Source organism: Streptomyces sp. NPDC048420, assembly GCF_040651535.1.
Lineage (GTDB): Bacteria > Actinomycetota > Actinomycetes > Streptomycetales > Streptomycetaceae > Streptomyces.
Map to the genome: position 1 here is coordinate 59,845 of NZ_JBEZKG010000006.1, position 21,173 is coordinate 81,017.

The window sequence follows — 21,173 nt, forward strand, 5'->3', positions numbered from 1 at the left end:
GGACAGGTGGGCGTCAGGAGCGTACTTCGAGCAGGGGCACCAGCTGCTCGGCAGGGGTCATCGAGCCGTGGTTGCCGACCATCGCCGACTCCTTCGGCTCCCGCTCGGAGGCGACGATGAGCACGTCGTCGCGGGCGGCGGCGACCACGTCGCCGATCCGGTCGTACACCTGCGCCTCGAAGCGGTCCGGCGGCCCGAACCAGCCCGCCGCGATCGCCTCGTCCCGGGACGCGATCCAGAACTGCTCGCCGAGGACCTCGCGCCAGCAGGTCAGGACGTCGTTCGCGGCACCGGGGACCGCGTAGACATGGCGGGCGCGGCCCTCGCCGCCCAACAGGGCGACGCCGGCGCGCAGTTCCCAGTCCTCGTCGAAGTCGATGCGGTGCTGTTCGTCGAAGGGGATGTCGACCATGCCGTGGTCAGCGGTGACGTAGAGCGCGGTACGCGGGGGCAGTTGCCCGGCCAGGCGCTGGACCAGCCGGTCCACGTACATCAGTTGGCCGCGCCAGGTGTCGGAGTCGACGCCGAAGCGGTGGCCCGCGCCGTCGACCTCGGAGTAGTAGGTGTAGACCAACGAGCGGTCACCCGCGGCCAGTTGCTCGGCCGCGAGGTCCATGCGGTCCTCGCCGGACAGCCGCCCGTGGAAGGTGCCGCCGCTGAGCGCGACCTTGGTCAGCGGGGTGTTCTGGAAGGTGGGCGAGGAAACCTGGGCCGCGTGCACCCCGGCCTGGTCGGCGAGTTGGAAGACGGTGGGGTACGGCTGCCAGGCCTGGGGCTTGGTCCAGGGCTGCCAGCGCAGCTGGTTCATCAGCTCGCCGGTGGCCGGGTTGCGCACGGTGTAGCCGGGCAGGCCGTGGGCGCCGGGCGGCTGTCCGGTCCCCACGGAGGCGAGGGAGGTCGCGGTGGTCGCCGGATAGCCGGTGGTCAGGGGGCGCCCGGTGCCGCCGCGCGAGCTGCCGAGCAGGGAGGTCATGAAGGGTGCCTCGTCCGGATGCGCCCTCAGCTGCTCCCAGCCGAGACCGTCGATCAGGAACACGCAGTTCCGGTCGGCGGGCGTGAGCTCGGGGATCGCGGCGGTCATCCCGGGTACGGCCATGCCGGCGGCCAGGGTGGGCAGCAGGTCGGTGAGGGAGCCGGTGCCGTACTCGGGGACGGGGGCGGTGTCGAGGGCGAGTGGTTCCGGGTGGTCCCAGGCGGAGGCGGGCTGCGCCGCCATCAGCGGGTGACGTCCGCGGTCGCCTCGGAGATGGCCTGGGCGAAGGCGAGCGCCTGGCGCACGGTGTCCGGGCCGTCGCCTGCCTCGCTGACGCGCAGGCTGAGATCGTCGGCCGTGGAGCTGCCGGTGTAGCCGTGGTCCGCCTCGCAGTTGGGGTCGCCGCAGGCGGCGGGTTCCAGGTCGATACGGGAGACCGCGCCCCAGCCGATGGTCAGCACGACCTCGCGGGGCACGGTGCCCGGCTGGTACTGCTCGGGGTTGGCGACGACCCGGCTGACCACGACCGACGAGATCCGGCCAAGCTTCACGGACTCGGTGGAGGTGGTGGCGTACGGCGTCGGGGACGTGCTGTCGGCGGCCTGCTCGTCGGTGTGGCTGACGATGAAGCGGTTGCCGGTGAGGACGAGCACGGTCACGTGCCGCCGCACCTCGTTCTGGTCGAACGTCGTCTCCTGGTGGACCAGGTAAGACCGGATGGGCTCGCCGCCCAGGGCGGCCTCCACCGCCTCGGCAACGAGGGCCGGGTAGTAGCCGCTGCGCTCGATCGCCGCTCGCAGCCCCTGGGTCGTCGTACTGGTCTTGGCCATGACGTCCATCCTACGGTGGACCACTGACTGCGAGGCACCGCTCGCCGCAGCTCAGTACGCGGGGAGGGTCCGCGGGCCGAGGTCGTCGCGGGCGGGCGGCGGCGCGAGCCGTACGGAGGCGCCGAGGACGCTCAGGCCGCGCGGGGCGACGACGACCGGCTCCAGGGTTACCGCGACGACCTCGGGATGGTCGTCGACCAGCCGGGACACCCTCAGCAGAAGCTCTTCCAGGGCGGGTGTGTCGACCGGTGTGGAACCCCGCCAGCCGAAGAGGAGCGGTGCGGTCCGGATCGAGCGGACGAGGGTCGTCGCCTCCCGGTCGGTGACCGGAATCAGCCGGTGCGCGGTGTCACCGAGCAGCTGCGAGGCGGCTCCGGCGAGCCCGAAGGAGAGCACGGCGCCGGCGGCGGGGTCGATGACGGCCCGGATCACTGTGTCGACTCCGCGCGGGGCCATGCCCTGCACCACGGGCCGCAGTTCGTCGGGCGTGCCGAACAGTTCGGTCAGCTCGGAGTACGCCCGCCGCAGCTGCTCCTCGTCCGCGAGATCGAGGCGTACGCCGCCGAGGTCGGCGCGGTGGCGCAGGTGCGGGGCGGTGGCCTTGAGGGCGACCGGGTAGCCGAGGGTGCTGGCGGCCTCCGCGGCGGCGTCGGCGGTCTGGGCGGGCAGCGCGCGGTGGACCTGGACGCCGTACTTGCCGAGCAGGTCGCAGGTCTCCTCGGTGCCGAGGGTGAGGCCCTGCCCACGCGCGAGGAGGCCGTCGATCAGAGACGCGGCGCCCTTCTCGTCGATGTTCTCGTACTCGGGCACCTTGCCGGGTTCGGCGGCCTCCCGGCGCCACTGGGCGTACTGCACGGCGTCGGCGAGGGCGCGCACCGCGCGTTCGGCGGCGGGGTAGGCGGGGATGAGGCGGGGGGCGGTGGCAGGGGCGGGACCGGCTCCGGGAGCTTGCGCTCCGGTCGCGGAGGCGGGTGTTCCGGGGCCGGTCCTGGTCGCGGCTGGGGTCGGGGCTCGCAGCCGGTCCAGGGCGCGGAAGGGGTGGTCGGCGCGGATGGCTCCGGGCGCCGGGGCGGGAGAGGGCCTCGCGGTCCCGCCGACGGTCCGTGCCGCGTCACCGGCGGTGCGCGGGGCTGCGGTGCCGGTCGTCGGCGAGGGTTCCGTGCCGGTCGTCGACGATGATGTGGCGGCCGTGCCCGACGCTGTCGTCACGCTCGCTGTCGTGCCGCTCGCTGTCGATGGTGCCGTGCTCGTCGCCGCCGACAAGGCCTCCGCGAGGCCGCCCAGTTCGACGTGCACCACCAGGACCGGCTTGCCCGGCACCCGCTCGGCCGCCGAGCGCAGAGCCTCCGCCAGCGCCGCGTCCCCGGTGGCCCCCGCTGTGCCGGACGCTTCGGCGATGCCCTCCCCCACCGCCGGGATCGCCGTCACGATCACCGCGTCGCAGCCGTCGTCGGCCAGCGCGCGCGAGAGGGCGGCGTGGAAGTCGTCCGGGGAGGCGGCCGTCGTCAGGTCCAGCGGGTGGGTCGGCCTGAGTCCTTCGGCCACGCACGCGTCGTACGTCAGCAGCCCCAGCGACTCGGAGTTGCCGAGGATCGCCACCTTGGGGCCGGTGGGCAGCGGCTGGCGGGCCAGCAGCAGGCCGGTGTCCACGAGTTCGGTGATGGTGTCGACCCGGATCACACCGGCCTGCCTGAGCAGTGCGGACACCGTGGCGTGCGGCAGCCGCGTGGCGCGGACGGCGTGGCCCTGCGGGGCGGTTCCCGAGCCCTGCACGACCACCAGGGGCTTCGCCGCCGCCGTACGCCTGGCGAGGCGGGTGAACTTGCGGGGGTTGCCGATGGACTCCAGGTACATGAGGACGACGTCGGTGTCCGGGTCGTCGTACCAGTACTGCAGGACGTCGTTGCCGGAGACGTCCGCGCGGTTGCCGGAGGAGACGAAGGTGGAGACGCCGGTCACGCCGGTGACGCCGCCGCCGCGCCGGTGCAGCCGGGAGAGCAGGGCGATGCCGATGGCGCCGGACTGGGCGAACAGGCCGATCCTGCCGGGGCGGGGGGTCTCGGGTGCCAGGGAGGCGTTCAGCCGGACGTCCGGGTTGGTGTTGATGATCCCGAAGGCGTTGGGGCCGATGATCCGCATCCCGTACGCGCGTGCGTGCCGCACGAGTTCACGCTGGCGCTCACGTCCTTCGGGGCCGCTCTCGGCGTACCCGGCGGAGAGCACGACGAGGCCCTGCACGCCGTGGGCCCCGCACTCGGCGACGACCTCGGGGACGTGTTCGGCCGGTACGGCTACGACCGCGAGGTCGACCGGACCGTCGATGTCCCGCACCGACCGGTGCGCGGGGATCCCGTCCAGCTCCTTCTGCTCCTCGGGGAACGCCTTGTTCACGGCGTACAGGCGGCCGTTGAAGCCGTAGTCCCGGATGTTGCCGAGGACACTGCGGCCCACGCCGCCCGGGGCACGTCCGACGCCGACGACGGCCACGGCACCCGGGGTGAGCAGCCGCTGCACCGATCGCGACTCGGCACGCTGCTCGCGCGCGTACTGCACGGCGAGCGAGCGGTCGGTGGGCTCCAGGTCGAACTCCAGGCGTACGACGCCGTCCTCGAAACTGCGCTTCTGGGTGTACCCGGCGTCGGTGAACACCTTGATCATCTTGACGTTGGCGGGCAGCACCTCGGCGGCGAAGCGCCGGATGCCCCGCTCGCGCGCGACGGCCCCGATGTGTTCGAGGAGGGCGGAGGCCACACCGCGCCCCTGATGGGCGTCCTGGACGAGGAAGGCGACCTCGGCCTCGTCGGCCGGAGCCGAGGCGGGCATGCCGTCCTCGCCGATGCGGTCGTAGCGTACGGTGGCGATGAACTCACCGCCGACCGTGGCGGCGAGTCCCACCCGGTCCACAAAGTCGTGGTGCGTGAAGCGGTGGACGTCCTTGGCGGACAGGCGTGGGTAGGGCGCGAAGAAGCGGTAGTACTTCGACTCGTCCGAGACCTGCTCATAGAAGCTGACCAGGCGATCGGCGTCGTCGACGGTGATGGGCCTGATGCGCGCGGTGCCGCCGTCGCGCAGCACTACGTCGGCCTCCCAGTGGGCGGGGTACTCGTGCCGGTCCGACGCGCTCTGCATGGGCCCCAGAGTACGGCTCGCGTACGACAACGGCGCGATGCAGTCTGTGGAGAACGCGCAAGAAGGCAAGGACGGATGTCGGGCCGAGGCCGCGGTCCGACGACCCCACCCCGGAAGGGTCTTCGGGTCCTGTCCGGAGGAGCTTCACGTGTGGGAAACTGGTCTAGACAACCCTGAACACCGAAGGGCAGCATCACATGGCTGAGCGCCGCGTCAACGTCGGCTGGGCCGAGGGCCTCCACGCCCGCCCCGCTTCCATCTTCGTCCGGGCCGCCACGGCCGCAGGTATCCCGGTGACGATCGCCAAGGCCGACGGCAACCCCGTCAATGCGGCCTCCATGCTGGCCGTGCTCGGCCTGGGCGCCCAGGGCGGCGAGGAGATCGTGCTCGCCTCCGACGCCGACGGCGCGGACGCGGCTCTCGACCGGCTCGCGAAACTGGTCGCCGAGGGTCTTGAGGAGCTTCCCGAGACCGTCTGAGTGCCGGTGCCCTGAAAAGCACCGAGGGGCTCGTCCGAATTATCGGACGGGCCCTTCGCATTTCCCTTTCACAGGCAGCAGAAATACTCCCCCGCGAATTACTCCTCTTTGTATACGGCGCCCGTGTTAATGCCGCAGACCCGTCACGTTTACAGGAGGTTGCGAGGTCCTCACACGGTCCGTGCGGTCGGGCCCCGAGGGGAACCTCAGACGGTGCGCCGCACTGGAGCGCTCGGTGTGCAGCGCCGTGATCGCCCGCGCGCGGTCCCCGTCCCCGCGTGCCACCGCGTCCACGATCGCGCCGTGCTCGGCCCAGGACTCCGCCGGGTTGGCGGGCGCCTCCACCACGTACATCCAGGCGATCTTGTGCCGCAGCTGGGTCAGCATCGAGGTCAGCGCCGGGCTGCCGGAGGACTGGGCGAGCGTCTCGTGGAACCAGCCCCCCAGGGAGCGCAGATCCTCGCTGTTGCCCCGCCTGGCCCGTTCCTGGCCCAGTCGGACCAGGCCGCGCAGCACCTTCAGATGGGCCTCGGTGCGCCGCTGGGCGGCCCGGGAGGCGCCGAGCGGTTCGAGGAGCATGCGCATCTCCAGGAGGTCGGCGCCCTCCTGCTCGGTCGGTTCCGCGACGCACGCGCCCGCGTGCCGCCGCGTCACGACGAAGCCCTCGGCCTCCAGCGTGCGCAGGGCCTCCCGGACGGGGACGCGGGAGACGCCGTAGCGGCGGGCGAGCAGTTCCTCGGTGAGCCGGCTGCCGCGCTCGTAGACACCGGCGACGATGTCGTCCCGGATCGCCGTGCATACCGAGTGCGCCGGAATACGCATGTCCGACCTCCGCCTTAATCCCCGTGAAACGTCTCCGATTGACGTGTGTTCAGTGACTCTATTGCAATCAGCGGGAATTTCCGACGCCGGACCGGAATCCAGGGATATTTTTTGGACAGCGGAGGGACTGAAACGACGAAAACCCCGGCTCACGGGGAGCCGGGGCCTCGGGGGTCTCGCGGTACGTCGTCAGACGTTCACGCCGTGCGAGCGCAGGTAGGCGACGGGGTCGATGTCCGAGCCGTACTCGGCGGTGGTGCGGGCCTCGAAGTGCAGATGCGCTCCGGTGACGTTGCCGGTCGCGCCGGACAGGCCGATCTGCTGGCCCGGGGTGACCGACTGGCCGACCGAGACGCCGATGGACGAGAGGTGGCCGTACTGCGTGTACGTCCCGTCGGCCATCCTGATCACGATCTCGTTGCCGTACGACCCGCCCCAGCCGGCCTCCACGACGGTGCCACGGCCGACCGCGTGCACGGAGGTGCCGCTGGCGGCGTGGAAGTCGACACCGGTGTGGCTGCCGGAGGACCAGAGGGAGCCGCCGGTCTTGTAGCCGGTGGAGATGTAGGAGCCGGAGATCGGGGCGACGAAGGCGTTGAGGCGCTTGCGCTCGGCCTCGCGCGCGGCCCGCTCCTTGGCCTCGCGTATCTCCTTGGCGCGTGCCTCGGCCTTGCGCTTGGCCTCCGCCGCCGCCTTCTTCTGCGCGGCGGCCTGCTCCTGGGCGACGGCCTGCGCGTCGATCTGCTCGGCCAGCGAGGCGCCGGCGCTGACGACGGGCATGAGGCCGGTCTGTTCGACGGAGTTGACGGAGTTGTCGGCGGCGAACGCCGGTGCTGCGATGGTGCCGATGACGCCGGTGGTGGCGAGGGCCGCGACTCCCGCCGCGCGGGCGGTGGTGCGCTTCATCCGGCTGGGACGACGGTGCTTCCCGGTGGCGCAGGTGAACGCCATGTAGTGGCTGGTCCTTTCCTTCCTTCTCGCCTACCGGGTTAGCTGACGGGTTCGGAGCAGGAAGGTCTCCTACGGACCCCCTCGCGGCTCGCGCGGGCGTCCGATTCACCCCAGGGACTTACCATTTGGGTCCCCGGCTCCCCTGGCTCGCGCCATGCGGGGACTCGGCGATGACTGTCCGGTGCCGCGGGCGCGGCGCGGTGCCTGACGGACAGCCCAGAGGACGCTAAGCGGGCACACTTTCAATCCCCAAACCGATCACGGTTTTTGTAGCGCATCCCACAGGGCAGACAGGCAACCTCCTGCCCAATTCGGACATCTAAGAGACTCGGACATCCAAGGGGCCCTGGTGACGCCTCCGTCACCAGGGCCCCTGTACGGCGCTCGCTCTACTCGGCCGTCACGACCTTCACTTCACCGATGCCGAGGGCCTCGACGGGCTCCTTGATGGCAGCCGCGTCGCCGACCAGGATCGTCACGAGGCGGTCCACCGGGAAGGCGTTCACGACGGCCGCGGTGGCCTCCACCGTGCCGGTCGCGGCGAGCTGCTGGTACAGCGTCGCCTGGTAGTCGTCCGGCAGGTGCTGCTCGACCTGGTCGGCCAGCGTGCTCGCGACGGCCGCAGCGGTCTCGTACTTGAGCGGCGCCACACCGACGAGGTTCTGTACGGCGACATCCCGCTCGGCGTCGGTGAGACCGCCCTCGGCGAGCGTGCGCAGCACCTTCCACAGGTCGTCCAGGGCGGGACCGGTGTTCGGGGTGTCGACGGAGCCGCTGATGGCGAGCATCGCGGCGCCCGAGCCGTCCGGGGCGGACCTGAGGACCTGCCCGAACGAGCGCACGCCGTAGGTGTAGCCCTTCTCCTCACGCAGGACGCGGTCCAGGCGGGAGGTGAGGGTGCCGCCGAGGCAGTAGGTGCCGAGCACCTGGGCTGGCCACACGCGTGCGTGCCGGTCGGCGCCGATGCGGCCGATCAGCAACTGCGTCTGGACGGCGCCGGGACGGTCCACGATGACGACCCGGCCGGTGTCGTCGGCGGTCACCGGCGGCACGGGCCGCGGCTTGCCCGTGGAACCGGTCCAGGAGCCGAGGGTGTCGCCCAGCAGTGCGTCCAGGTCGATGTCGGTCAGGTCGCCGACGACCACGGCGGTCGCGGTGGCGGGGCGCACGTGCTTCTCGTAGAAGCCGCGCACGGCCGCCGAGTCGATGTTCTCGACCGTCTCCTCGGTGCCCTGGCGCGGGCGCGACATGCGCGAGTCCGCCGGGAACAGCTCCCTGGAGAGCTCCTTGGCGGCGCGGCGGGACGGGTTGGCCAGCTCGTGGGGGATCTCGTCCAGGCGGTTGTTGACGAGCCGCTCCACCTCGCTGTCCGCGAAAGCGGGCGCCCTGAGGGCGTCGGCCAGCAGACCGAGCGCCTTGGCGAGCCGGGAGGCCGGCACTTCGAGGCTGAGGCGGACGCCCGGGTGGTCGGCGTGCGCGTCGAGGGTGGCGCCACAGCGCTCCAGCTCGGCGGCGAACTCCTCGGCGGAGTGCTTGTCGGTGCCCTCGGAGAAGGCGCGCGCCATGATCGTGGCCACGCCGTCCAGTCCGGCCGGCTCGGCGTCCAGGGGCGCGTCCAGGAGCACCTCGACGGCGACGACCTGCTGGCCGGGGCGGTGGCAGCGCAGGACGGTGAGGCCGTTGTCGAGCGTCCCGCGCTCGGGGGCGGGGAAGGCCCAGACCTTGGGCTCGCCCGCCTGCGGCTGCGGGTGGAATTCCATCGCGGCGAGCTCGGTCACTTGGCCGCCTCCTCGTTCTCGTCGGTGGCTTCTACGGTCGCCGCGGCTTCCGGGTCCTCGGCGGCATCCTCGGCACTGTCGGCGATCTCGGCCGGTGCGGTGGGCTCGTAGACGAGCACCGCGCGGTTGTCGGGACGCAGCTTGGCCTTGGCGACCGCCTGGACCTCCTCGGCGCTCACCTCCAGGACGCGCTGCACGGCGGTGAGGGCGAGCTGGGGGTCGCCGAACAGGACGGCGTAGCGGCACAGTTCGTCGGCGCGGCCCGCGACGGTGCCGAGCCGGTCCAGCCACTCGCGCTCCAACTGGGCCTGGGCGCGCTCCATCTCCTCGGCGGTGGGGCCCTCCTCGGCGAACCGGGCGAGCTCCTCGTCGATGGCGGCCTCGATGACCGGCACCTCGACGTCACCGGAGGTCTTCACGTCGAGCCAGCCCAGGGAGGGCGCACCGGCCAGCCGGAGCAGTCCGAACCCGGCCGCGACGGCCGTACGGTCGCGCCGTACGAGCCGGTTGTAGAGGCGGGAGGACTCACCGCCACCGAGGACGGTGAGGGCCAGGTCGGCCGCGTCCGCCTCACGCGTGCCGTCGTGCGGCAGCCGGTAGGCGGCCATCAACGCGCGCGCGGGGACCTCCTCCTCGACGACCTCGCGCAGCTGCTCGCCGATGACCTCGGGCAGGGTGCCGTCGCGGGGCGCGGGCTTGCCGTCGTGCGAGGGGATGGAGCCGAAGTACTTCTCGATCCAGGCGAGCGTCTGCTCCGGGTCGATGTCGCCGACGACCGACAGGACGGCGTTGTTGGGCGCGTAGTACGTGCGGAAGAACGCGCGCGCATCCTCAAGCGTGGCCGCGTCCAGGTCGGCCATCGAGCCGATCGGGGTGTGGTGGTAGGGGTGGCCCTCCGGGTAGGCGAGCGCGGTCAGTTTTTCGAACGCGGTGCCGTAGGGGACGTTGTCGTAGCGCTGACGACGCTCGTTCTTGACGACGTCGCGCTGGTTCTCCATCGACTCGTCGTCGAGAGCCGCCAGCAGGGAGCCCATGCGGTCGGCCTCCAGCCAGAGGGCGAGCTCCAGCTGGTGGGTCGGCATGGTCTCGAAGTAGTTGGTGCGCTCGAAGCTGGTGGTGCCGTTGAGCGAGCCGCCCGCGCCCTGGACGAGCTCGAAGTGCCCGTTGCCGTGCACCTGCTTCGAACCCTGGAACATCAGGTGCTCGAAGAGGTGAGCAAGGCCGGTACGCCCCTTGACCTCGTGGCGCGAACCGACGTCGTACCAGAGGCACACCGCCGCGACCGGGGTCAGATGGTCCTCGGAGAGCACCACGCGCAGGCCGTTGGCCAGGCGGTGCTCGGTCGCTGTCAGGCCCCCGGTGCCTGCCTGGTCTGTGGCCGTGTGACCCATGGGCATGTACGTCCCTTCGATCGCGGTCGCGGTCGTGGCAACCGCGGTTTGTAGAGCTGTTTTCCTGCCGGTCCTGCCACTGTATGCAAGCGTGCGGACCCTCGGTGAAGTTCCCGGGGCGCGTACGCCCACAGCGGATCGCGTAGCCTGCGGGCAACCGTGAGCAAGGCGCTGCGTGGGCGCCGGGCCGGGCGGCTCAGTGCGCGCCGGCCCTGCGGCTCAGCCGGGTCCCGGCCCGGACTGTCAGTGCCGCGGTCCACAATGGTCCGCGTCAGAACCCGTTCACGCTTCAGCAAGAGTGAGCCAAAGGGCCGATGTGAGCGACCCGTAGGCGAGCGACCAGAAAAGAGGAGCCGGCAGCGATGGCCCGCCGCAGCACGAAGACCCCGCCGCCCGACGACTCGTACGAGGAGCGGATCCTCGACATCGACGTCGTGGACGAGATGAAGGGCTCGTACCTCGAGTACGCGTACTCGGTCATCTACTCCCGCGCGCTCCCGGACGCCCGCGACGGCCTCAAGCCGGTGCACCGCCGCATCGTCTACCAGATGAACGAGATGGGCCTGCGCCCCGACCGCGGCTATGTGAAGTGCGCCCGCGTGGTCGGCGAGGTCATGGGCAAGCTGCACCCGCACGGCGACGCGTCGATCTACGACGCCCTGGTGCGCATGGCCCAGCCCTTCTCGATGAGCGTGCCGCTGGTCGACGGCCACGGCAACTTCGGCTCGCTGGGCAACGACGACCCGCCGGCCGCCATGCGGTACACAGAGTGCCGCGCCGCCGAGGCCGCGACCCTGATGACGGAGTCCATCGACGAGGACACCGTCGACTTCGCCCCGAACTACGACGGCCAGGAGCAGGAGCCGGGAGCGCTGCCCGCCGCCTTCCCCAACCTCCTGGTGAACGGCGCCTCGGGCATCGCGGTCGGCATGGCCACCAACATGGCGCCGCACAATCTCAACGAGGTCATCGCGGCCGCCCGCCACCTGATCCGCTACCCGAACGCGGATCTGGACGCCCTGATGAAACACATCCCGGGCCCCGACCTGCCCACCGGCGGCCGGATCGTCGGCCTCTCCGGCATCCGGGACGCCTACGAGACGGGCCGCGGCACCTTCAAGATCCGCGCGACGGTCGCCGTCGAGACGGTGACGGCCCGCCGCAAGGGCCTGGTCGTCACCGAGCTGCCCTTCACGGTCGGCCCGGAGAAGGTGATCGCCAAGATCAAGGACCTGGTCGGTTCGAAGAAGCTCCAGGGCATCGCCGACGTCAAGGACCTCACCGACCGTGCCCACGGCCTGCGCCTGGTCATCGAGATCAAGAACGGCTTCGTGCCGGAGGCGGTCCTGGAGCAGCTCTACAAGCTGACGCCGATGGAGGAGTCCTTCGGCGTCAACAACGTGGCGCTGGTGGACGGACAGCCCCTCACCCTGGGCCTCAAGGAGCTCCTCGAGGTCTATCTCGACCACCGCTTCGAAGTGGTGCGCCGCCGCAGCGAGTTCCGGCGCACCAAGCGGCGCGACCGGCTGCACCTGGTCGAGGGCCTGCTCACGGCGCTCGTCGACATCGACGAGGTCATCCGGATCATCCGCTCCAGCGACAACTCCGCGCAGGCGAAGGAGCGCCTGATCGAGCGCTTCTCGCTGAGCGAGATCCAGACGCAGTACATCCTGGACACGCCCCTGCGGCGCCTGACCAGGTTCGACCGCATCGAGCTGGAGTCGGAGCAGGACCGGCTGAACGCGGAGATCGCCGAGCTGACCCGGATCCTGGAGTCGGACTCCGAGCTGCGCAAGCTGGTCTCCGCCGAACTGGCCGCGGTCGCCAAGAAGTACGGCACCGAGCGGCGTACGGTCCTGCTGGAGGCCGGAGCGACGGCCCCCGTGGCCGCCGTGCCGCTCCAGGTGGCGGACGACCCGTGCCGGGTGCTGCTGTCCTCGACGGGGCTGCTGGCCCGTACGGCGAACGGCGAGCCGTTCCCGGAGGAGCCCGGCGGCAAGCGCGCCAAGCATGACGTGATCATCTCGGCGGTGCAGGCCACCGCGCGGGGCGAGATCGGCGCGGTCACGTCGTCCGGGCGTCTGCTCCGCCTGAACGTCATCGACCTGCCGCAGCTCCCGGAGGCGGCCGCGAACCTCTCGGGCGGCGCCCCGTTGTCGGAGTTCCTCTCCCTGGAGGACGGCGAGACGCTGGTCTGCCTCATCACGCTCGACGAGTCCTCCCCCGGGTTGGCGCTCGGCACCGAGCAGGGCGTCGTCAAGCGTGTGGTGCCCGACTACCCGACCAACAAGGAGGAGTTGGAGGTCATCACCCTCAAGGAGGGCGACCGGATCGTCGGCGCGGTCGAGCTGCGCACCGGTGAGGAGGACCTGGTCTTCATCACCGACGACGCTCAACTCCTGCGCTACCAGGCGGCGCAGGTCCGCCCGCAGGGTCGTCCGGCGGGCGGTATGGCGGGCATCAAGCTCACCGAGGGCGCGAAGGTCATCTCCTTCACGGCGGTGGACCCGGCAGCGGACGCGGTCGTCTTCACGGTCGCGGGGTCGCGCGGCACGCTCGACGACTCCGTCCAGACGACGGCCAAGCTCACTCCGTTCGACCAGTACCCGCGCAAGGGCCGCGCCACGGGCGGTGTCCGCTGCCAGCGGTTCCTGAAGGGCGAGGACTGCCTGTCCCTGGCCTGGGCGGGCGCCGTCCCGGCCCGTGCCGCGCAGAAGAACGGCACACCGGCCGACCTCCCGGAGATCGACCCTCGTCGTGACGGCTCTGGCGTGTCGCTGGCGAAGACGGTGTCGGTGGTGGCGGGACCGGTCTAGAACCCGGGGTCCTGGTCGTCGGGATCCTGTACGTAGCGAAGGACGCCCCACATGCCGTGCTCATCGGCCTGCGGGGCGTTCGCGTCCCGCTTGCACGCCTCCAGCTCCTTGCCGAGGGCGGGGGCGTCGATGCCGGTGCCGATGAGGACGAGCTGGGTGAGACGGGCGTCGCCGGGCGCCCAGGCCTCCGGGTAGAAGCGCAGGAACCGTCCCACGGCGTGCACGGCGTAACGGTTGCGGACGTCGCACGGCCCGAAGTCGACGTATCCCTTGATCCGGTAGAGACCCTCGGGCCTGCTGTCGAGGAAGGCCATGAACCGACGGGGGTCGAGGGGGGCGTCGGAGGTGAAGGAGAGGGTGTCGTAGCCGGTGTGCAGGTGGCCGCTCTGGTCTTTGAGATCGTGGGTGTGATCGTGGAGGTCGTCGAAGGAGAGCTGTCCGATGCGCTCCTCGCTGGGCCGGCAGTCGAAGAGGAACTCGGGGTCGATGCGGCCGTAGGTGGCGGGGACGACGGCGGCGCGGTCGACGAGAGACCGGACGGTCTTCTGGACGCGCTCGGCGTCGGCGGCCCGGTCGAGCTTGTTGACCACGACGAGGTCGGCGAGGGCGAGATGCCGGTCGAGCTCGGGGTGCTTGGCGCGGGTGTCGTCGAATTCGGCGGCGTCCACGACCTCGACGAGACCGCCGTAGACGATCCCCGGCTGCTCACTGGCGAGCACCATGCGCACGAGTTCCTGCGGCTCGGCGAGGCCGCTGGCCTCGATGACGATGACATCGATGCCGGTGTCGGGGTGGGCGAGCCTGGCGAGGTAGCCGTCGAGTTCGGTGACGTCGACGGCGCAGCAGAGGCAGCCGTTGCCGAGGGAGACGGTGGAGTCGCCGAGGGCGCCGGCGACGGCCATGGCGTCGATCTCGATGGCGCCGAAGTCGTTGACGACGGCGCCGATACGGCTGCCGCCGCTGCGGTGCAGGAGATGGTTGAGGAGGGTGGTCTTGCCGGAACCCAGGAATCCGGCAAGCACGACGACCGGGATCTGCCGGGGGCTCCCGCTCGGCTTGCTCAACGTGCGACCTCTTTCGCGCTGCTGCGTGCACCGGATCGCGATCCCGGCGCACGGCGAAGGTTTCCGTGCCGGACCAGGATACGAGCCGGAATAATCACTGCGAAGTGAACGATTGTTAGCAGCACTTGCGGGGCAGACGTTGGGCAAGGCGCCGGTTCGTGCGACCCTCACTTCCCTCCGTGCGCCTCCTCTCCGCCTCCCCCGCCGATCAGAGCCGCTCGGCACCCTGGGAGACGGCAAGCGCCGCCCACCGCTCGCCGGTCCCCATCAGTCGACCCGCACCCCGACGACCGGCGGACGGCCGCCTGAATCGGGGGTTGACATGGCCACACGGAAGCGTGGAGTACGGGGGCTCGCCGCTCCTTTGGCAGCCGGCCTCGGCCTGGTGACAGGAGCGCTCGCCGCTCTGACCGCACAACAACGCGCGCTTCACACCCTGCGCCTACGCCTCGCCCTCCTGGAGGAGCGGGTGGTGGACGGCCAGCGCCACGCCAACCTGGCCAATCAGCAGCGCCTGCACTGGGAACTCCTGAGCAAGGCCATCGACAGTCCTGAGCTGGCCGAGGTCCTGGACATCTTCGAGGTGCCGACAGCACAGCAGAAACGGCGCCAGTACCTCTTCGCAAACGCGCTGTACACCAACCTGCTGTTCTACTACCGCATCGGCAACATCAGCCGTGAAGAGTTCTTCGGGTTGATCCGCGGTCTCGTACAGAATCCCGTCGTCAGGGAGTACTGGCATGCCACTCGGGGGCAACGGGCGACTCTCCCCGAAGAGTCGGACGAAGCCGAGCTCGGCCGGATGGTGGACGAGTTGCTTCGGCAACTGGATGAAGCAGACGGGGACGAGTGGTGGGTGGTCGGCGACCTTCCAGGTGACTGACGGCATCGCACTCTCGTGATTCACACCCTCGGGCCATAACGAACGGATGAAGTCCCCAGTTGTCCCGGACGTCGCTGGGGTTGACTCACGCTCGATCGCGTAGAGCGACTCCACAAGACGTCGCTCACGCCGCCGGATGGCAAGCGCACCCCACAGGGCCGCCTCCACCCCGCAGTCGTTGTGCGCAAGCTCTTCAGACGTGAGACCAGAGGAATCAACAGTGAGTCAGATCATCCGTCGGATCGGTGTACCTCCCAGCGCTCGGGGGAGCGGGGGCGGGGGCAACTGCCCTGACATCTTCGAATTGGCCGACGGAAGCTTCGCCGTGATCGGCAGGGACGTCACGGAGCAACTCGACGGCGAACTCCCCGCCGACGCGTCGCGAGCGGACTACGAGCGGATCGTCGTCATCACCCGGGACACACTCATCAGGGCCAAGGGTGACATTCCGGAGGCATGAGCGTCCGGAACTCCCTTCGCCACTGGCGACGCGTCTGACGAACGGTCCGTCCCAGGCCGTACGCCAGAGGCCCCGAGCCGGTTCTCTCTCACCTCGTCAACACCCGAAGGGATAAGGATGACCATCCACTTGGGTCGCAAAGCCGCCTGTCGGCTGTCCGCCTCCCGCCTCCACATAAAGCGACGCATCGGCCTTCCCCCTCAAGCGAGGGGCAGCACCTGCGGCGCCCACTGCCCCGACATCTTCGAACTCCACGACGGCCGATTCGCGGTGATCGGTACAGAGAGGACTGCGGAGATCCGAAGGGACTACCCGAGGCTGCGTGCGCTGGCCCCGTCCGAGATTGTTGTGGTCGTCGACCGCGACACTCTCACCTGCGCCAAGGCCTTCATCCCCAACAGCTGACCGAAGGATGCCCGCACTCGCAATCCGGTGCGGGCATCCGCCGTACGCAGGCCTTCGGCAACGCCGTTTCCCCGTTCCGAGCCATGGGAAGGATGTCGCAGGCTCTCGGGGGAGGCACGGATGGCGACACATCGCATATGGCGTTCGGTAGTTGTCGCGTGCGCGTGGGGTTCCGTCGCGCTTGTCGTCACCGGTGCCGTCGGTGCCGCATCCGTTGTGGTGAGCGGGTGGCTCGCCCGTGGCGTGGAGGAAGCCAACGGCGACAGACGTACGGCCCTGGAGCGCAGCTCTCTCGGGGAATACTTCGGTGGAGTGAGCGCGGTCTTCTCGGGCCTGGCACTGCTCCTGCTGGTGGCCACCCTTCTGCTCCAGCAGCGCGAGCTACGGATGCAGCGTCACGAACTCGCCATGCAACGCGAGGAACTTGTCTCCTCTCGCAACGAGTTGCACCGGAGCGCAGAGGCTGACTTACGGTCCCTGCATGTGCAACTGACACAGATGGCCATGGCCGATCCCGGCCTGGCCGAGGTCTGGAACGACTTTCCAGGCGAGTCGGCACAGACCCTCCGGCAGAATCTCTTCGCCAACTTGACCTTCAGTCACTACTTGTTGGTCTACAAGTGGGGAGGCATCACCGAGACCGAGCTGATCGCACGGGCAGGGACCCTGGTTCAAAGTCCTGCCTTCACTCGGTATTGGGAGGCCTCTCGCAGCGCCAAGGAAGTGCTGCCGCCCGACACTGACGAAGGGCGGTTGTTCAGGATCTTCGAGAGAGCGATTCGAAACGCGCAGCAGCCCGATGTACCTCCACCCCCTGCCTGACAAGGTTCTGTCACCCCACCGGCACCGCCACCGGCGCCCCCGGCCCCACATACCGCGCCACCGGTCGGATGATCTTCGAGTCCGCCGCCTGCTCCAGAATGTTGGCGCTCCACCCCACCACCCGCCCCGACGCGAACGTCGGAGTGAACATCTCGCGAGGCAGTCCGCACAGCTCCATGACCACGCCCGCGTAGAACTCGACGTTGGTGTGCAGCTCCCGCCCCGGCTTCAACTCCGCCAGGATCGCCTCGACATGGCGTTCCACCTCGACGGCGAAGTCCACGCGGGGTCCGCCGAACCGCTGCGCGACCTCCCGGAGCATCCGGGAACGCGGGTCCTCCGTGCGGTAGACGGCGTGGCCGAAGCCCATGATCCGCTCACCGGCGAGTACACGCTCACGAATCCAGGGGTCGATGCGGTCGGGTGTGCCGATCGCATCCAGGGTGTCCAGCGCCCTACTGGGCGCGCCCCCGTGCAGCGGCCCGGACAGCGCCCCCACGGCCCCCACGAGGCACGCCGCCACGTCCGCCCCGGTCGACGCGATGACCCGCGCCGTGAAGGTTGATGCATTGAAGCCGTGATCAATGGTTGAGATCAAGTACTGCTCGACCGCCCGGGCCCGCTGCGGCTCCGGCTCCGCGCCCGTCAACATGTAGAGATAGTTCGCCGCGTACGAGAGATCCTCCCGCGGCTCCACCGGATCGAGCCCCTTGCCGAGCCGGTGCAACGCGGTGAGCAGCGTCGGCACGGCTGCGGCCGCCACCAGCGTGTCCCGTCGCCGCTCGTCGGGGTCGATGTCGTACACCGGCCGGAACCCCTTCGCCGCACCGAGCAGCGACAACGCGGTCCGCATGCCGGCCAGCGGCCCGGACCGTCCGCTCGCCGCCGCGATCGCAGGCAACGCGACCCGCACCTCGTCCGGCAGCCGCCGCAGCGCCGCGGTCTCGGCACGGAAGGCCACAGCCCGTCCGGCGTCCGGCAGTTCGCCGTGGACCAGGAGATGCCAGACATCCTCGAACCCGCGGGTCTGCGCGAGCTCGACGGCCGAGTACTGGCGGTAAAGGCCAGTAGCCTCTGCTGCACCCCATCTTCCCTGGTCAGAGCGTTGATCCGCTCTGCCGGTACTTACGGGGTCGAATCGGGGTCGAATCGAGTGCACCGATCGTTCCACGGACCGGTACCCCCCTCGCGTCGCGATGGGTAGCCTCGAACTGACAGTGAGTCTTGCACAACAAGGTCGGGTCGGGTCAAGTCCCCACGGCGCGACATATGCGCGCTGGGGGACGTTGGTCACGGCGCTGCGAACAAGGATCCGAAGGTGCTCACCTTGACCCCCTGAACAGCAAGCGGGGGGTGGGCGTACGTGTCCCACGTCTCGTTGAAGTTTGCGTGACGCGAGAGAGCCTGCACCGTCTTGGGGTCAAACTCGCCAGAAGCGCCGAGCCGCGTCGTGTAGAAGTGCTTGAGGTCATGGAAGCGGGTCTCGTCCGGAAGGCCCGCCAGCTCCACGGCAGGCTTCCAGTGGTACCGGAAAGCCGCCCGCGTAAGGGGCCGGCCGAGTCTGTTGGTGACGATGAGGCCTTCGTCTGGCGGCGGGGTGTAGCCCCTTGCCCTCCGCTGGCGCTCGGTGTCCGCGCAGACCGGAGCCACCTGAGGGAAGGTCTCAAGATGCTCCTTCAGGCGCATGATCAGAAAATGATCCACCGGCAGCGTCGCGTAGCTGGCCTTGGTCTTGAGCTTCGCGGACTTGCCTCGCTGTCGCTGCTCCTTCACGTAGAGCAGATCCTGGTCCCAGTTCACGGCCTGCCTGGTGAGCCCGAAGGCCTCCCCCTCGCGAAGCCCGGCACAGGATCCGATCCACACCAGGATCTCCAGCCTCGGGTCCACTTCGCGCATGGCCGCGGCAAGGTCCGCCACTTGCTCAGGAGACAGTGCAACACTGACGCGCGGATCGACGTCTGGGAGTTCGATGCGGGCACAGATGTTGGCGGGCAGTGGAACGTCCGCGTCAATCATGTAGTTCATGAGAATGCGCCAGGTCTTGTATACCTGGATGACACTGGACCCCTCGTTGAGCCCCGGCTGCTCCAACAGGAAATCGATGAAGGCCATCGTGTCCCGACGGGTCAGGGACTGCGAAGGTCTGGTTCCCGCGAAGGGCTTGATGTGGCACTTGAGATGGCTCTCATAGTTGCCAATCGTGTTGTCATTCTTCTTCTTCTTTTTCCGCCTTGCGATCATCTCGTCCGCATAGAACGCGACAGGCTTCTTTCCGGGCTCGGGGTCCACCCACGAGTTGCTGCGCAAGGCTACTCGTATCTTGTCCAGGTGATCCCGGGCCTCCTCCCATGTGCCGAACATCGGCCGACGAGGCTTGCCCTTCGGATCCGTGTAACGAGCCTGCCACTGCAACCCCCTCCCGTGATCGGCGGACGGGTACAGTGGGTTCTTCTTGGTGCCGCATTTGCACTGCATGTCACCTGTTTTCGGATGCTTCTTGTGCCACCGGTCAAACGGTGCGTCGGACTCGGCCATGTGCCCCTTCCGTGGGAGATCTCCAGTTCCTCTGGGCCTGCGATACCTAGGGATCCAGGGGCTTAGGCGATCTGGCAAGCTCACCCTTCTTGATGCGCTCGAAGAGGTCGTTGACCTCATGTTCGCTATAGCGCACCCGACTGCCATTCCTGTTCCCTCCCCGATTGTCTCCTGGGCCGGGCCGGTAGTACGGACCCAGAGGAACAGCGCGCAGCAGACCACGATTCGTCCACCGCCGCCGCGTCGAAGGCGAAATGCCAAGCCGGCGTTCCACCTCACGGGGCATCATATATCGGTCTGGTGAATTAAAAGAAGGGGCTTCGGAAGCCTTTCCCGCTTTCATCATGGCCGTACCGAGACCGATACTGCGAATGAATCCGAGTCGGGAAACCACCTGTGCACCAACCCGTAGTCCGACAAGATCACGCCTCCCTTTACCTAGCGGTCCTCCCCCTGGATGGACGGGCCCGGCGCAGGCATCACGCATGGGAGCACCGTCGCCACGCCATCAACAGGTGTAGATGATCGAGGTAGACGGTAACCCAGTCGAGCATGATGCAACAGGCATCTAGAGTCCTATTTAGCCCGTTTAGCTAGCTTTTGCCGTAAACGCTTGTAGATGAAAGTCGATGCGACTGCGAGGGAGAGGGTGTGGCGGGGTCAGATTGGAGGTGCGGCCTACGCCGCCCGCGTAGGCCGTCAGCGGTGGAGGCTGCACCTCCATGGGGCACGCCTCAGGTACCTGGCTGGCCGGCTGAGCAGCAGGGAGCGAAAGGGGAGGGCGCGTAATTTGAAAGACATCAAGCTCGGATTCGCTATCGCTCGGTGACGCAAACAAGCTAGGGTCGCGACATGACAACGAGCAAAGCAGAGCAGAATCCCCTCCTACCTATAACGGTCGCGCGAGCCGCCCTTCAGAGCACCCGAAGCGACCAACTTCTATATGCGGCATCTTCGCTATTGCTGCTTTCTGGACTACGGAGGGGGAGGTGACGGGGCTTCTTGTTGGGGACTGGTCCTCAGGCACCGAACCCCGCGTGACGATACGAGGGAGGCGGCGAGTTCGGGATATTCGAGTAGCAGCAACTGCCGCCGATGCTGTCGACGCTCAGCTGGCGGTGGCGCAGGCCGAGCCGGATGAACCACTGCTATTGGGATTGCAGACGGCTAGGAATTCCTATTCACTATCGCGACTTTTTCGGGTGCGGACGCGAGAAGCTGGTCTCGATGTAACGGTGTCCGATCTACGCCGAGCCGCAATAGCAGCAGTGAGGAACGGAGAGCCTCTGGCGCACATAGAGGCGTACTTCGGGCTGTCGAAAGCCGCAACAGGTAGGCAACTGGTAACCACACCTGAAGGATATGACAGGGAGATCGCGACTCTCCTGGAAGAGGAATTCGTTTCCTGAGTTCCGCGTGGCTCCGCGATTAGAGCGGTCGCCGGCTTCTCGACGTCGCGGCAGGTGGGCGCACGCAGCGCACTTTAGCAATGGGTCGCTTGCGATCTTCTCCTGAGTAAGCCGCATGCCTTCGTCGATGATCGCGTCCTATTTCTCTGTGGCAAGCTCGACGCGGCAGGGTAAATCCTTGATGATCTTCTCGTTCACGGTCAAGTAGTTCGAGGCCCGACTTGTAGCCCCGCGACCCGTAGGCGTTGGCGCCGGCCTGGTCAGGAAGTAGAGAGATGAGGGCCGCGTCCCCGTCCTCGGCGATCCTGCGGGCCGCCTTGTGGGCCGCTGAGACCTCGTTCCAGCATCTCGATCAGGGTGCTGCGGATGCTGACCGTGTTTCGACCGGCCAGCGCACCTTGCAGGGCCTGCTGGACGGTCTCTGCC

The 21,173-nt window shown here is 68.9% G+C and carries 15 protein-coding genes, 1 pseudogene and 1 riboswitch; of the genes and pseudogenes, 6 read left to right on the forward strand and 10 right to left on the reverse strand.

Annotated elements, in window-relative coordinates; all coding sequences use genetic code 11:
- Positions 1-13: 13 nt before the first annotated feature.
- Genes AB0D34_RS11990 through AB0D34_RS12000 form a run of 3 tightly spaced genes read right to left on the reverse strand, consistent with a single transcriptional unit; the run spans position 14 to position 4,932 of the window.
- A complete protein-coding gene (locus AB0D34_RS11990) occupies positions 14-1,216 on the reverse strand; it encodes a nucleotide pyrophosphatase/phosphodiesterase family protein (RefSeq protein ID WP_362660283.1) in 1,203 nt (400 codons plus the stop codon).
- The gene (locus AB0D34_RS11995; protein ID WP_362661003.1) at positions 1,216-1,812 is read right to left on the reverse strand and encodes a DUF5998 family protein; all 597 of its coding nucleotides are present in this window, start codon (positions 1,810-1,812) and stop codon (positions 1,216-1,218) included. The genes AB0D34_RS11990 and AB0D34_RS11995 overlap by 1 nt, the downstream gene beginning before the upstream one ends.
- Before the next feature lie 42 nt (positions 1,813-1,854).
- Positions 1,855-4,932 (reverse strand): GNAT family N-acetyltransferase, encoded by a 3,078-nt coding sequence (locus tag AB0D34_RS12000; protein ID WP_362660286.1) that lies wholly within the window; start codon positions 4,930-4,932, stop codon positions 1,855-1,857.
- Between the two features lie 197 nt (positions 4,933-5,129).
- On the opposite strand from AB0D34_RS12000, the gene AB0D34_RS12005 reads away from it, so the two are divergent.
- Positions 5,130-5,411 carry an HPr family phosphocarrier protein gene (locus AB0D34_RS12005; protein ID WP_359810598.1) on the forward strand — a complete coding sequence of 94 codons (282 nt, stop codon included), beginning with the start codon at positions 5,130-5,132 and terminating at the stop codon, positions 5,409-5,411.
- 126 nt (positions 5,412-5,537) lie between these two features.
- Here the strand turns inward: AB0D34_RS12005 and AB0D34_RS12010 are convergent, their stop codons facing one another.
- From AB0D34_RS12010 to AB0D34_RS12025, 4 genes are all read right to left on the reverse strand, one after another.
- Positions 5,538-6,233 (reverse strand): GntR family transcriptional regulator, encoded by a 696-nt coding sequence (locus AB0D34_RS12010; protein ID WP_362660289.1) that lies wholly within the window; start codon positions 6,231-6,233, stop codon positions 5,538-5,540.
- A gap of 189 nt (positions 6,234-6,422) precedes the next feature.
- Positions 6,423-7,184: a M23 family metallopeptidase gene (locus AB0D34_RS12015; protein ID WP_362660292.1), complete on the reverse strand. Its 762-nt coding sequence runs from the start codon at positions 7,182-7,184 to the stop codon at positions 6,423-6,425.
- Between the two features lie 13 nt (positions 7,185-7,197).
- A riboswitch (cyclic di-AMP (ydaO/yuaA leader) is annotated at positions 7,198-7,364 on the reverse strand.
- Positions 7,365-7,573: 209 nt separating this feature from the next.
- Positions 7,574-8,962 (reverse strand): pitrilysin family protein, encoded by a 1,389-nt coding sequence (locus tag AB0D34_RS12020; RefSeq protein WP_362660294.1) that lies wholly within the window; start codon positions 8,960-8,962, stop codon positions 7,574-7,576.
- Positions 8,959-10,353 carry a pitrilysin family protein gene (locus AB0D34_RS12025; protein ID WP_362660297.1) on the reverse strand — a complete coding sequence of 465 codons (1,395 nt, stop codon included), beginning with the start codon at positions 10,351-10,353 and terminating at the stop codon, positions 8,959-8,961. Before AB0D34_RS12025 ends, AB0D34_RS12020 begins: the two co-directional genes overlap by 4 nt.
- 362 nt (positions 10,354-10,715) lie before the next feature.
- On the opposite strand from AB0D34_RS12025, the gene AB0D34_RS12030 reads away from it, so the two are divergent.
- The gene (locus AB0D34_RS12030; protein ID WP_362660300.1) at positions 10,716-13,169 is read left to right on the forward strand and encodes a DNA topoisomerase IV subunit A; all 2,454 of its coding nucleotides are present in this window, start codon (positions 10,716-10,718) and stop codon (positions 13,167-13,169) included.
- Here AB0D34_RS12030 and AB0D34_RS12035 read toward each other — a convergent pair.
- Positions 13,166-14,233, reverse strand: a complete 1,068-nt coding sequence (locus AB0D34_RS12035) for a GTP-binding protein (protein WP_362660303.1) — start codon at positions 14,231-14,233, stop codon at positions 13,166-13,168. The two genes, AB0D34_RS12030 and AB0D34_RS12035, sit on opposite strands and share 4 nt — an antisense overlap.
- A gap of 322 nt (positions 14,234-14,555) precedes the next feature.
- On the opposite strand from AB0D34_RS12035, the gene AB0D34_RS12040 reads away from it, so the two are divergent.
- The 4 genes from AB0D34_RS12040 to AB0D34_RS12055 all read left to right on the forward strand — a co-directional run bounded on the left by AB0D34_RS12040 (position 14,556) and on the right by AB0D34_RS12055 (position 16,803).
- Positions 14,556-15,116 carry a DUF6082 family protein gene (locus AB0D34_RS12040; protein ID WP_362660306.1) on the forward strand — a complete coding sequence of 187 codons (561 nt, stop codon included), beginning with the start codon at positions 14,556-14,558 and terminating at the stop codon, positions 15,114-15,116.
- Positions 15,117-15,336: 220 nt separating this feature from the next.
- Positions 15,337-15,576: a hypothetical protein gene (locus AB0D34_RS12045; RefSeq protein ID WP_362660308.1), complete on the forward strand. Its 240-nt coding sequence runs from the start codon at positions 15,337-15,339 to the stop codon at positions 15,574-15,576.
- Between the two features lie 117 nt (positions 15,577-15,693).
- The gene (locus AB0D34_RS12050) at positions 15,694-15,981 is read left to right on the forward strand and encodes a hypothetical protein (RefSeq protein ID WP_362660311.1); all 288 of its coding nucleotides are present in this window, start codon (positions 15,694-15,696) and stop codon (positions 15,979-15,981) included.
- Positions 15,982-16,101: 120 nt separating this feature from the next.
- Positions 16,102-16,803 carry a DUF6082 family protein gene (locus tag AB0D34_RS12055; protein ID WP_362660313.1) on the forward strand — a complete coding sequence of 234 codons (702 nt, stop codon included), beginning with the start codon at positions 16,102-16,104 and terminating at the stop codon, positions 16,801-16,803.
- A 10-nt stretch (positions 16,804-16,813) separates the two neighbouring features.
- On the opposite strand, the pseudogene AB0D34_RS12060 reads toward AB0D34_RS12055, so the two are convergent.
- Positions 16,814-17,863 (reverse strand): annotated as a pseudogene (locus tag AB0D34_RS12060) (citrate synthase/methylcitrate synthase); the annotation flags it as partial.
- A 230-nt stretch (positions 17,864-18,093) separates the two neighbouring features.
- On the reverse strand, positions 18,094-19,338 hold the full coding sequence (locus tag AB0D34_RS12065; RefSeq protein WP_362660316.1) for a tyrosine-type recombinase/integrase: 1,245 nt from the start codon (positions 19,336-19,338) through the stop codon (positions 18,094-18,096).
- Between the last annotated feature and the right edge of the window lie 1,835 nt (positions 19,339-21,173).

Excerpts from the sequence above, each read along its gene's own strand:
- AB0D34_RS12040 (WP_362660306.1), top strand. The coding sequence starts at position 14,556 with ATGGCCACACGGAAGCGTGGAGTACGGGGGCTCGCCGCTCCTTTGGCA.
- AB0D34_RS12015 (WP_362660292.1), bottom strand. The coding sequence starts at position 7,184 with ATGGCGTTCACCTGCGCCACCGGGAAGCACCGTCGTCCCAGCCGGATG.
- AB0D34_RS12010 (WP_362660289.1), bottom strand. The coding sequence starts at position 6,233 with ATGCGTATTCCGGCGCACTCGGTATGCACGGCGATCCGGGACGACATC.
- AB0D34_RS12055 (WP_362660313.1), top strand. The coding sequence starts at position 16,102 with ATGGCGACACATCGCATATGGCGTTCGGTAGTTGTCGCGTGCGCGTGG.
- AB0D34_RS12065 (WP_362660316.1), bottom strand. The coding sequence starts at position 19,338 with ATGGCCGAGTCCGACGCACCGTTTGACCGGTGGCACAAGAAGCATCCG.
- AB0D34_RS11995 (WP_362661003.1), bottom strand. The coding sequence starts at position 1,812 with ATGGACGTCATGGCCAAGACCAGTACGACGACCCAGGGGCTGCGAGCG.
- AB0D34_RS11990 (WP_362660283.1), bottom strand. The coding sequence starts at position 1,216 with ATGGCGGCGCAGCCCGCCTCCGCCTGGGACCACCCGGAACCACTCGCC.
- AB0D34_RS12030 (WP_362660300.1), top strand. The coding sequence starts at position 10,716 with ATGGCCCGCCGCAGCACGAAGACCCCGCCGCCCGACGACTCGTACGAG.
- AB0D34_RS12005 (WP_359810598.1), top strand. The coding sequence starts at position 5,130 with ATGGCTGAGCGCCGCGTCAACGTCGGCTGGGCCGAGGGCCTCCACGCC.
- AB0D34_RS12025 (WP_362660297.1), bottom strand. The coding sequence starts at position 10,353 with ATGGGTCACACGGCCACAGACCAGGCAGGCACCGGGGGCCTGACAGCG.
- AB0D34_RS12000 (WP_362660286.1), bottom strand. The coding sequence starts at position 4,932 with ATGCAGAGCGCGTCGGACCGGCACGAGTACCCCGCCCACTGGGAGGCC.
- AB0D34_RS12050 (WP_362660311.1), top strand. The coding sequence starts at position 15,694 with ATGACCATCCACTTGGGTCGCAAAGCCGCCTGTCGGCTGTCCGCCTCC.